The sequence below is a fragment of the Shewanella glacialimarina genome (assembly GCF_020511155.1).
Taxonomy (GTDB): domain Bacteria; phylum Pseudomonadota; class Gammaproteobacteria; order Enterobacterales; family Shewanellaceae; genus Shewanella; species Shewanella glacialimarina.
On record NZ_CP041216.1, the window covers coordinates 3,629,566 to 3,642,398 of the forward strand.

The 12,833-nt window shown below is 42.3% G+C and carries 7 protein-coding genes; 2 read left to right on the forward strand and 5 right to left on the reverse strand.

Annotation, left to right across the window (positions count from 1 at the left end; genetic code table 11):
- Positions 1-312 precede the first annotated feature (312 nt).
- The 4 genes from FJ709_RS15900 to FJ709_RS15915 all read right to left on the reverse strand — a co-directional run bounded on the left by FJ709_RS15900 (position 313) and on the right by FJ709_RS15915 (position 8,231).
- On the reverse strand, positions 313-1,833 hold the full coding sequence (locus FJ709_RS15900; RefSeq protein ID WP_226410988.1) for a serine hydrolase domain-containing protein: 1,521 nt from the start codon (positions 1,831-1,833) through the stop codon (positions 313-315).
- A gap of 1,649 nt (positions 1,834-3,482) precedes the next feature.
- Positions 3,483-5,204, reverse strand: a complete 1,722-nt coding sequence (gene cydC, locus FJ709_RS15905) for a heme ABC transporter ATP-binding protein/permease CydC (protein ID WP_226410989.1) — start codon at positions 5,202-5,204, stop codon at positions 3,483-3,485.
- The gene (gene cydD / locus FJ709_RS15910; protein WP_226410990.1) at positions 5,204-6,964 is read right to left on the reverse strand and encodes a heme ABC transporter permease/ATP-binding protein CydD; all 1,761 of its coding nucleotides are present in this window, start codon (positions 6,962-6,964) and stop codon (positions 5,204-5,206) included. The genes cydC and cydD overlap by 1 nt, the downstream gene beginning before the upstream one ends.
- A gap of 199 nt (positions 6,965-7,163) precedes the next feature.
- Entirely contained in the window at positions 7,164-8,231 is a 1,068-nt protein-coding gene (locus FJ709_RS15915; protein WP_226410991.1) for a DUF3626 domain-containing protein, read from the reverse strand.
- 295 nt (positions 8,232-8,526) lie between these two features.
- On the opposite strand from FJ709_RS15915, the gene FJ709_RS15920 reads away from it, so the two are divergent.
- Positions 8,527-10,077 (forward strand): DEAD/DEAH box helicase, encoded by a 1,551-nt coding sequence (locus FJ709_RS15920; protein ID WP_226410993.1) that lies wholly within the window; start codon positions 8,527-8,529, stop codon positions 10,075-10,077.
- Positions 10,078-10,199: 122 nt separating this feature from the next.
- On the opposite strand, the gene FJ709_RS15925 is transcribed toward FJ709_RS15920, so the two are convergent.
- Positions 10,200-10,616 carry a hypothetical protein gene (locus tag FJ709_RS15925; RefSeq protein ID WP_226410995.1) on the reverse strand — a complete coding sequence of 139 codons (417 nt, stop codon included), beginning with the start codon at positions 10,614-10,616 and terminating at the stop codon, positions 10,200-10,202.
- 166 nt (positions 10,617-10,782) lie between these two features.
- Between FJ709_RS15925 and FJ709_RS15930 the strand changes: the two genes are divergently transcribed.
- Positions 10,783-12,612, forward strand: coding sequence for a monovalent cation:proton antiporter-2 (CPA2) family protein (locus tag FJ709_RS15930; RefSeq protein ID WP_226410997.1), 1,830 nt, complete (start codon positions 10,783-10,785; stop codon positions 12,610-12,612).
- Positions 12,613-12,833: the final 221 nt, after the last annotated feature.

The window sequence follows — 12,833 nt, forward strand, 5'->3', positions numbered from 1 at the left end:
TGATTGTAGTAAAAGCTAAATCAGAACAAGAGTTAACTCGTTTTTGGACATAAACCATTTAGAATTGAAACTCTACTGCCTCCGTTTCGCATTACCATTAGTAATGAATATCTGAAGAAAGCAGGATTATATTCACTGAGAGATGGATGGGTCGCAGTTCAATATCCTAATCAGAAAGTTTAGTTAGGCGTTCTAAATGAACCGCCCTGTACAGAGCCGCATGCAGGGTGGTGTGGGGGCTGGAGGTTAGATACCTCCGGCTACCCGATTAGGTGACGGATAAACCCTATATACGGCACCATTGATTGCACTCTACCGCATTTTCGTAGCTGGGTAAGTATTACTTCCCTTTATTAAGTCAAACCCTGTCACATTTGCTTGTGTATCAAGCTCAAAGTTAATCGTCATATCGGGTGCAGTGATAAAGAAACGTGAACCAGATTCGCGATAGAGCTCTACACGTTTCGCGCTAATCAAATTACTTTGAAAATACAGGTGCTCACCTCCAGCGATTATATGGGCAGGTTGTTCGAGTAATTCATATTTTCCTGCAAATTTCTGGTTCAGCACTGGGTCGGCTGCAATCATCGTTTTTTGCGTGACCTTAAAATCTGGCCAGTCGTATTCGGCAGCTATGCTAGCAAAAATTTCTTCGATCAGCGCGGCACCGTTATCGCTATTGGTCATGATGACCGCACCTTGCCCGGTCTTTGTATATCCATATAAATGCACGCGAAACCCTTCACTACCACCACTGTGGCTGAAGCTGGTTCTATCTGCGAATTGCTCTACATAAAAGCCAAGGCCAGTTTCCCCCAAAACACGTGTCAACATGTTGTTGGTTATTTGTCTCGACAGTATTTTGTTTGATTTTCCAGCCTCTGCCTGCTGTACTTCAATAATGATTTTTGCCAAATCGGATGGCGTAGTCCACAAACCAGCGGCGGCCAATTCAGGATAATGATGCCAACGACCTTGAATTTCCTTACCGTTACCTCGGTGCGCACTAACGGCATGGTTACTCATGGCCGGAGATAGCGTATCGGTAAAAAGGCTATGTGTCATTTTTAAAGGTGTAAAGATCGTTTCTTGCATCAATTGAGGAAAGCTTTGGTGGCTCGCTTCTGTCATCAATAATTGGATAATACTGTAGCCGCCACCAGAGTAATGCCATTCAGTACCTGGAACGTTTACTACTCGAATGGGCTCAGAATTCGCTGGTGCTTTGCCATCCAATATTGCCAATAAGTTCGGAATTTTTTTAGTGGAGTCATAGCCTATAAAGCCGTGAACGTTGATGCCAGCACTGTGATTAAGCAAATGACGCAAGCTCACTTTTTTGTCTTTGGTGAATTCATTTTCTGGGACTTGCCAAGTCACTAATTGTTGATTCACATCGCCATCTAATTTGAGCTTACCCTGTTCCACCATATGTAAAGCTGCCATCGCACTAACAGCCTTACTAATCGAGGCTGCTTCAAACAAAGTTGTTGGCGTAGTGATCTGTTTGCTACCTGCGGTATTAACACCATAAGCGCGCGCCCATTCTATTTGACCATTATTCACCAAGGCGATGCTGACAGCAGGCACTTGGTAATACTTCATGCGATTCGCAAGCGTCATCTTTCGATCCGACATGCCCTTTATCACCACTAAAGTGCTAAGCCCGCTTTCTACTCGCTTAATTTTATCATTCAACGCCATTGATGTCTCAGAAACAACGGATGTAGGTGATTTTTGTGCTGGAGAATCTGTGTCAACAGCATGCACCTGAGTGCTACATGCAATTAATAACGAAAACATGGTAGTTAGCGTGATTTTTTGAGTTTTCATTTGAAATTTTTATTCCTTGTTGTTTAATATATTCCTGATTTTTTCGAAATTTTCAAAGAATTTGGAGTAGTCACCTAACAGCTTATTGAACAGATCGCCAAATAAAGTCGGCCGCTTAAGTTATTGATTAATATCATCCGACATTTGCTATATCGTTGATGTAAAGCGATAAATTACTCGCAAAAACCAAAAACAAACCGAGATAGCCAAAATAAAGTGTTCATAAAATTACCAATAAAATTTATTTGCGACAATATCAATTTGTTAAGCTTAATCGCATAATTATTACTTACTACCTTAGACTTACTTATTAGGTTGTTTGATTTAAATTAAGCCAAGACTCATTATAACTGTATATAAAACCAGCTCAATAGATTAAGCAATCTAGGCAGTAAAAAATGGTCTCTTTAGAAGAGCAATATCGATTAGCTTTTGTATGGAAAACGAAGGCAAGCATTATTAAATAGAGCTTTGATCCTAACCAACTTTGGGGCAAAACCAAGTCAGTATTTTAAAATAATCTTATGTCACTCACTCTTTAAAACTTGCCAATTAAGTAAATGCTCGAAAGGTTCATCATGGTGGTTTGCGAGCCGACCATCCGACCCAGGGATGGGTCGGTTGAGCTACAAGGACGTACTTGCGCGTGTCGGTGAGTTAATATCATGCTGAACCTACATAGATAAACTTCACGATACATTCTTTACTATGAGCGAAGCTTCATGTTCATAGTGGCAGTAGGCCATATTCCAAACAAACCTTGGGGCAAAACCAAGTCAGTATTTTAAAATAATCTTATGTCACTCACTCTTTAAAACTTGCCGATTAAGTCAATACTCGAAAGGTTCATCATGGTGGTTTGCGAGCCGACCATCCGACCCAGGGATGGGTCGGTTGAGCTACAAGGACGTACTTGCGCGTGTCGGTGAGTTAATATCATGCTGAACCTACATAGATAAACTTCACGATACATGCTTTGCTATAACCAAAGCGCCATGTTCATAGTGGCTGCTGGCCATACACATAAGCTGACATGGGGCAAAACCAAGTCAGTGTTTTAAAATAACCTTATGTCACTCACTCTTTAAAACTTGTTAATTAGGTAAATGCTTGAAAGGTTCATTATGGTAGTTTGCGAGCCGACCATCCGACCCAGGGATGGGTCGGTTGAGCGACAAGGACTTTTTTATTTCGAAAGAATGCTGCGTGTCGGTGAGTGAATACCATGCTGAACCTATAAAGATAAACTTCACGATACATGCTTTGCTATAACCAAAGCGCCATGTTCATAGTGGCTGCTGGTCATACACATAAGCTGACATGGGGGTAAATCAAGTCAGTGTTTTAAAATAACCTTATGTCACTCACTCTTTAAAACTTGTTAATTAGGTAAATGCTTGAAAGGTTCATTATGGTAGTTTGCGAGCCGACCATCCGACCCAGGGATGGGTCGGTTGAGCTACAGAACTTTTTATTTCAAAAGAATGCTGCGTGTCGCTGAGTGAATGCCATGCTGAACCTACATAGATAAACTTCACGATGCATTCTTTACTATGGTATAGCTCCATGGTCATAGAAACCAAAGACCATATGCATAATCTCACTTTAACTCACAAAGCTGTTAAGGCTTCAGCCCTCTTTAGCAATGTTCAGCCGTTAACATCAACACCCGTCAGGCTCGACAATTGCCCATCTATAAGCTGATAACAGGCATTCATTTGAGTTAATGCCGTGGTTCTGTGGCTTATCATCAACACGGTTTTATGCTCAGCAAAGGCAAATAAAGCTGCGAGTATTTCCCGTTCGGTGCGCTTATCTAATCCTTCTGTGGGCTCATCTAACAGCAATAGTGGTGCATCACGCAGTAACGCGCGGGCGACACCGATTCGGCGTTGCTCGCCGCCAGATAATTGCCTGCCGCCTTCGCCCGTCCAAATGTCTAACGGGTTATCACCCTGTAATAAATGACTTAAACCCACTTGTGACAGCACATGAGTTAACTTGTCATCGTGGGCTTTACGTTTTTCACCAGCAACATAAGGTAATGCCAACACTAAGTTGTCGCGCAATGTACCGCTAAACAAATGCACCCGCTGACTGACGACCGACATTGATGCGCGTAAATTAGCTTCGCTGTAATTTTCAAGCGGCAGACCATCTAAAGTAATACTGCCCGAGTCGGCTTGCCATTCGCGGGTGATCATATGTAATAAACTGGATTTACCGCAGCCGGTTTTACCGATAATAGCCACTTTGTGTCCAGCTGGAATATGTATATTCAGCCCTTTTAAAACCGCTTGATTAGCGTGATAAGCAAAATGTAAGTTGCTGATAACCAATGCGCCTGTTTTAACCGTAATTGCTTCATTAATAGCATCATTGCTGCCAAATTGAATAGCTGGAACTTGCTCTGTTATCGCCGTGACCCGCGTGGCCGCTAACACTGTGCTAGATAAATGCTGAAACGCGCCTGCTATTGGCATCATCATTTCTAAACAGGCCATGGTGGCAAATATGATCAAGGCAAATAATGGCCCTGGTGGCACGGCATCGCCCACGCCATTCGCGGCTAAATACAGCATCAACAATACCGCGAAACCGTTGGTTAAAATTAATATCGCCTGACTTAACCCAGTGATTTTTGCCATCGCAATTTGGCTGTTAAAAAAGATCTGTTGCTGTTGATACACTTTGGTTAAATAACGTGAATTAGCAGCAAATAAGCTTAATTCAGCCTGACCTTGAATAACATCCAGTAGCTGTACTCTAAAGCTTTGTTTAGTTTCGATTAACTGCTGACCAGGGGCTTTACCTAATTGATAAAAAATACTCGGCAATATCAATAATACTAAAAGCAAAAAGCCGCACAGCGCTAACGCTAAGCTAGCGTCAAACCAAGCAATAAAAGCATACAGGGCAGCTATCATCAATAATGATGCGCTAATCGGTGTAATAAGGCGCAAATAAAGATGATCTAGAGTGTCGATATCGGCCACTAAACGATTTAATAAATCACCTCGGCGCAGACCTGTTAAATTAGCGGCGCTAAGAGGTAATAGCTTTTGCCACGCCCACACTCTCAGTTCAGTTAGTAACTTAAAGGTGGCTTCATGGGTGGCTAAGCGCTCACCATATCGGCTTGCGGTGCGGGCGATAGAGAAAAATCGCACGCCGCCTGCTGGGGTGAAAAAGTTAAAAACCTGCGCCGTGGCAACGGTGAGTCCTGCAACTGCGGTGGCGGATAAAAACCACCCCGACAATGACAATAAACCGACACCCGCTAACAAGGTAATAAAACTGAGTAATAAGCCCACTAGCATCATTAACCATTGGCGCTTAAATAAGTGTACAAAAGGCAGTAGCACTTTCATTAACTGACCTCCTGTTGCAGTAATTGATAAAAGCTACCTTGGGCTGCCATTAATGTTTGATAGTCCCCCTGTTCCACCAGCTGGCCTTTATCGATGACGATAATGTTATCGACTTGGGTTAAGTCATTTAACTTATGCGTCACCATTAAGGTGGTTTTTGCCTTTGTCGCTTGAGATAAAGCAGCCATTACCGCTTCAGCACTTTGTTCATCTAAACTGGCTGTCGGCTCATCAAGTATAAACACACTGGCTTGTTGGCTGAGCGCTCTGGCCAAGGCGATTCGCTGGGCTTGCCCTACTGATACGCCAGATGATTGATCGCTTATTACCGTATGCAGACCTTGGGGATGCTGAGTGACAAAATCAGCAATTTGAGCTTGTTCAAGTAATAACATAATGTCTTGTTCACTTAGCTCGGGACTGCCTAATGCGACGTTTTCAGCAATTGTGCCGTGAAATAACAGCGGGTCTTGCCCTAACCAGGCAAGGTGTTTTCGCCAATGGGCAAGGCTGATTGAGTCAAAGGCTTGGTCATTAATCAGTAACTCGCCTTCATAGGGTAGAAAGCCTAACAAGGCTTGCAGCAAACTGGTTTTACCCGCGCCGCTAGCACCCACAATAGCCACGTGTTGCCCTGCGATAATATTGAATGAAACAGGCCCAAGTAAACATTGACCATCCATGCTCATCACTCTTAGATCTGTCGCCCTGATGCTAACCTGATTAAGATCAGGCGTTTGATTGCCATCAGTGTGAACATGAGAAAGGGGATAATCTAATAACTCAACTAAGGATTCTGCTGCGCCAATAGCTTGCGCTTTAGCGTGATAATGAGTGCCTAAATCGCGCAGTGGTTGAAAAAATTCAGGTGCTAACATAAGCACAAACATGCCGGTGAATAAGCTGATCCCTAAGCCATAATGACCAAAATTTAAATGGCCTAAATAACTAAAACCAAAATACACCGCCAATACTGCGATAGATAATGCTGCAAAAAACTCTAACACCGCCGAGCTTAAAAATGCCAGTCGCAACACCGACATGGTTCGACTTCTAAAGTCTTCTGATGCTTGATGGATTTGCTTAATTTCGGCTTCACCGCGGTGAAACAATTTCAAGGTACTCAAACCTTGTAAGCGATCCATAAAATGACCACTTAATCGACTTAAGGCGCTGAAGTTTTTGCGATTGGCATCCGCAGCCCCCATGCCCACTAAAATCATAAACATTGGAATAAGTGGCGCTGTGGTCAAAAGCACCACACCTGCAGCCCAGTTTAAGGGAAATACCAGCACTAAAATAAACACAGGAATAAACCCTGCCAACAGCATTTGTGGCACATATTTACTATAAAAATCATGTAAATCTTCCACTTGCTCAAGCACAATACTTGCCCATGCACCGGCTGGCTTACCTTTAATAAATGCCGGCCCTAGGGCAACCAGTTTGTTCAATACTGCTTGCCTGATATCTTGGCGGAGTAATCTTCCTGCCTCAAAGCTGAATCGTTCGCGCCAGTAAACTAAAGCGGCGCGGGTGAGTAATAATATGGCTAAACCGATAAAAAATGGCCGTAATTGACTGACAGCTAACTCAGTCATAATCACCCCATGTAAAATTTTAGCAATACAATAAGCTTGGCCTATTATGGCTACGCCATTTAATAGTCCGAGTAAGGTCGCTAACTTAAGGTAAATACCGCAGGCAGATTGCTGACTTTTAAGCCATTTGGCCAATGACTTTTCTAACGACTTATCCATGACACTCCAACAACAATTCTTGATGCCCTATAAGCAAGATAAAAGGCACAACATTAAGAACATAGAATAATAAAAATAGATAATGGTTTTAAAGTGCAGTATCGCAGCTGTCATCTACCTAATACAATGAACCGGCTGATAATGTTAACTGCCGCACAGTTTAGTGATTGATGAGCGGGATCAGGCTAGGTAAATGGCGTCAATATTGAGGATTAATGGCGCCATACCTGACCAACACATGCCAAAGCAGTTTCAATTCTTGCACTTTTTTAGCATGGCTTGAACGTTCACTCCAACTTGTAGGTTGCTTGCATAATGTATAGGCGGCTTGTCCCAAAATAGCGGCATCAATCATATTATCTTGGGCAATATTTTGCGCCAACATAGGCATATTCACGCCGCGAAAGTCACTGGGTACCTCTTCTACCGATAACTGATATCCGCCATGCCATAACAGTTGAATATCATGCCCATCACATAAGGTTTGTAGCAAATCACCCACGTGTGAATCTTTAAAGCTGGGGTCGGCGACTAAAATCTCGATATCATTATCTAGAGATACGTCACCGTGGATTTGTGCCTCAATGTAATGATCAAGATTACAACTTGGCGTGCGTGTAAATCGCCCTTGGATGGCATGAGCTAAATCTGTGGTTAAATAGTCAATCAATTTAGCGGGCTTAAGCCCTTGAATACCTAACGCGTAATGGCGCTCAAAACTTTCACTTAATAATGCCGCTAACACGCCATCAAAACAGTTTATGGTGCCCTTCTCTTTTGGCAATCGATAAGAGTCCATATAGCTAAATGTACTGCGTGTTAACACTTGTGGGGTGGTCAGAAAGTAGCAACTACCAAAGCGTGGTGCAGGCCCCAATGAGCACAACCCTAAGTCTAGTGCGCCATACTTAGGCCGATGTTTGATGCCGGAATAACATTGACCAAATAACTGGTTTTCCCAATAGTCACGTGGCCCACCTAACTCTGGCGATAATTGACCATTAGAGATATGGGTTTCAAACTGGCTTTTATAAACACCGTCTTTTATCAGGCCTTCAACCACTCTTAAGCCACGGCTATCGACTCTATCAGGGTGAAAATGCAACGCAACTCGGCCATGCTGATTTAGTTTTCGCATTGCAAGTTGCAGTGAAACCATAGAGATATTTGACATCAACAGTACATTTTTGATCAACGCATGGGCGGGATCGCGTAACACTAAGGCAATCTTGTCAATGTGTGATAATGCGGCCTGTTTTGGGGTCATGAACTGCCTTATAAGACAAAAATGAAGACGAAAAGTAGGTATAAACTAACGACAAATTAGCATAAAAGCTAAATCAAGGGTGATAGTGATATAGCTAATAACCGTTATACAATGCACCAAGCAATTCATTGTATGCAATATTTCTTTATTTGGCACTGAAGATTAAGACTTTTTCACGATTCTGCTAGACGTGTTTAGATAGCACTCATATGGCTTTTCAGGTAAGATGCACGCCCGCCGATATTGGCTACCTTAATATATTTAACCGCCTTGGCTGTTAACTGAGATGTAATCTATGAGTTTTGAAAACCTAGGACTAAGTGCTGCTATTTTAAAAGCGGTTGCCAAACAAGGTTATGACACCCCATCCCCTATTCAAGCCCAAGCCATTCCTGCAGTATTAAACGGTCTAGATGTTATGGCTGCAGCGCAAACAGGTACAGGTAAAACAGCGGGATTTACTCTTCCTATTCTAGAATTATTATCCCAAGGAACGCCAGTTAAACGCGGTCATGTGCGTACTTTAATATTAACGCCTACCCGTGAACTTGCTGCGCAGGTTCAAGACAGTGTCGCGACTTATGGTAAACACTTACCGCTTAAATCGGCTGTAGTGTTTGGTGGCGTGTCTATTCAGCCACAACTGGCATCACTTAAAAATGGTGTTGATATTCTAGTAGCAACACCAGGGCGTTTATTAGACTTATATCAGCAACGCGCGATCAACTTTGATCACCTTGAGATTTTAGTCCTTGATGAAGCAGATCGCATGTTAGACATGGGCTTTATTCGTGACATTCGTAAAATTTTGTCATTCTTGCCAGCTAAAAGACAAAACTTAATGTTTTCAGCGACATTCTCTGTCGAGATCCGCGAGCTAGCAAAAGGCTTAGTAAACAACCCTGTTGAAATTTCTGTTACCCCACGTAACAGTACTGCAAATAGCGTTGAGCAAAGCATTTACACTGTCGATAAAACGCGTAAGTCAGCAGCGTTAATCGAACTGATCAAAATCAATAACTGGAATCAGGTATTGGTATTTTCTCGCACTAAGCACGGCGCGAACCGTTTAGCTAAAAGCTTAGAGTCAGCGAATATTTCAGCTGTGGCGATTCACGGTAATAAAAGCCAAACCGCACGTACTAAAGCCTTAGCGGACTTTAAGCGTGGTGCTGCCCAAGTTATGGTTGCAACTGACATTGCTGCCCGTGGTATTGATATCGACCAACTGCCTTTTGTAGTGAATTTTGACTTACCGCAAGTGCCTGAAGACTATGTTCACCGTATTGGTCGTACTGGCCGTGCTGGTGCATCAGGCGAAGCTGTGTCTTTGGTCAGTGATGAAGAAGGTAAATTATTACGTGATATCGAAAAACTGATTCAACGCCAACTTCCCCGTAAGGTGCTAATCGGCTTTGAAGCGAATTTTACCTTACCTGAAACCCAATTAACGGGTTCTTCAACAGGGCAAAAATCTAGCGCGAGTCGTACTAAAACCTCGAGTTCAGGACAGGATAAAAAAATCCACCAAAGACGTCAGGGTAATAATGAGCAGAAGAAAAGTTCTGATGGTACTTCTGCAAACGGCGCAGCTGCAAAGAATCGTCCGCCTAGACGCCAAAAGCCATTAGTTGATTTAGGGGCTAAATTTGCTAACCGAGCACAAACACCTAAACCAAGTGACAATGACTCAGGCGAGCGCAAAGCGACAGCTAAAGCAAGTCAACCTAAGCCGCAATCGCAGCCTAGACAAACTAAGCCTAGCGAACCTAAATCTAGCCCTGCATCAACCAGTAAAGTTGATCCTTATGCTAATGCTAAGATTAAGTTCCAAACAAAAGATTGATACTGAGTTAACGCACTTGATGAGCAGTTAAAGAGCCATTGATTAGCTATCAGTAAAGAATCGATATGAAAATGGAGGCTTATTGGCCTCTATTTTTATATCTGCCGTTTAGCCACAACTCATTATTTATCTGTAGATTTAGATATTGATGTTGATGTTGATGTTGATGTTGATGTTGAAATCGTAACTCTTTCTTGATTAGACAACCGTACCTCTATCCCTTCTATCGTGGTAATTTTACGGGCATGAATGTCTTTTTTGCGCACTTGGTACTGGGTGGACATTGCCTCAATAGGTGAAGATATTTGTACCGTTACAATTTGATTATCGTCATACCAACCCCAGCCCCAGAATGCCGCAGTCGACAACATACAAACCGTGATCAAACCGTACATAACCATTTTATTAAATATAGGGTGCGGTGAATGCTCCGTTACTGCCTGGGTGGTTTTACTGATAGATGATTTCCCGCGGCGCAGATAAAAAGACGCTCCTATAATAATCAGTAACGTAATAATGATTTTGATGAACACACACATCTCCAACAACAAATAGAGTGCTATTGTACGTCAATTTAATTAAGAAACTGTTACTCGCCTCGTTAAATGCAATCAATCATCTGCTATTTATTGCGCTTAACGAGAAATTGGCCAACTACTATAAAATAAAGTCTATAGTAGTACGTCGAGTAATATGGAGATTCATATGTTAGAGATTGCCTTAATTTATTTAGCTGCAGCTTTGTTTTCAGTCACTATCGCTAAGCGGGTCGGGTTAGGTTCTGTGCTGGGTTACCTTATTGCTGGAATGCTTATCGGACCTTATTTACTCGGCTTAGTCGGTGACCAAACAGACGTTATGCACTTTGCTGAGTTTGGTGTAGTGATGATGCTATTTTTAGTCGGCTTAGAATTACAGCCATCAAGACTTTGGAAATTAAGACACTCAATATTGGGTCTAGGGGGCTTACAGGTCAGCATCACCACTATGATTATTTTTAGTGTTTGCTTGTTTGTCTTTGAATTACCCTGGCAAAGCGCATTGGCAATCGGCTTAATGCTGGCATTGTCCTCGACCGCGATAGTGTTACAAACCTTATCCGAAAAAGGCTGGATACAGCAGGAAGCAGGCCAAAATAGTTTCTCTGTATTACTGTTTCAAGATATCGCGGTTATCCCTATTCTTGCGCTATTACCCTTACTGGCATTTACCGACTTTCCCACCACAACAGCACATAATAACCTCACTGCCAGCTTGCCTGCTTACCTGCAAGTGGCGGTATCCATTACTGTGATTATCGGGATTATTTTGGCGGGTAAGTACATATCTGCGCCATTGTTTAGATACATTGCAGACACCCGATTACGGGAGTTATTCACAGTATTTGCACTATTTCTGGTTATCTCAATTGCCTTTATTATGCAAAGTATTGGCCTTTCACCTGCACTGGGTACATTTTTGGCGGGAGTGGTATTAGCTGAAAGCGAGTTTAGACATGAATTAGAAGCGGATATAGAACCCTTTAAAGGCTTATTGCTAGGGTTGTTTTTTATTACGGTGGGCGCATCAATAAACTTCCCATTGTTGTTTGAACAGTTGGCTTTGGTATTGATGTTAGTCATAGGTTTGATAACCATTAAAGCCAGTGTGCTATTTATGTTAGCCAAACTGTTTAAGATGCAAACCAAGCAAAAGTGGTTATTTGCCTTAGCCTTAGCTCAAGGTGGCGAGTTTGCCTTTGTATTGTTATCACTGACAAACTCACTGCACATTCTATCTCCTGAGCAGGGCGAAATGACCACCTTAGTCGTTGCTATCTCTATGCTGATGGCCCCTTTATTATTGATTTTTTATGATAAAGTCCTTAATAAACAAGATACAACAGCACTTGCTGATTTTGATAAACCAACCGATATAGAAGCAACCCAACACGTTATCATCGCAGGCTATGGTCGTTTTGGACAAATTGTCGGACGTTTACTGTCAGCACAGGGTTATCATATTTCAGTACTAGACCACAGCCCAAGCCAAATAGAAGTATTAAGACGATTTGGCAATAAGGTATTTTATGGTGATGCCGCAAGACAGGACTTGCTTGAAGCTTCTGGGGCAAAAAATGCCAGAATGTTAGTTATTGCGGTGGATAATGCCGATAAAATTATTGAAATAGCCACACTTGCACGTAAACATTATCCTCATTTAAAAATTGTTGCCCGCGCAGTAGATAGGCGTCACGCCTATGAACTTATTCGCATCGGCGTTAGCCACTTTAAACGGGAAACCTTTGACTCTGCATTAAATTTAGGTGTCGATGCTTTAACACTGCTAGGTCACAGCCAGGCTGATTCAGAACGCGCTGGGCAGTTATTTTCTAAACACGATAATGAATCATTAACCCTACTCGCTGACTTATGGGGTGATGACCACAGTTATGGCGTCGCAGTTAAACAACGCAGCGAAGATTTACGTCAAGTGCTGGCTAAAGACAAGCAACAACAGGACAAGCTAAATACTTGCCATGGGGAGGATTGTTAAACGCCTTCAATCAACATCAACCTATTACAGATACCAATTGAGTGATAATTTGACCAGAGCTTACTTAATCGAACAAAATAATGACGCTCAACTGCTCGCAATTAAACCACTGTCTTTATTGATAATTCAATGGTCATAAATAACTATAGACGTCTTTATGACACTTTCACTGCAACAAATGATAATAATTTGTTAAAAAATTTGAATTAATGAGCCTAGTT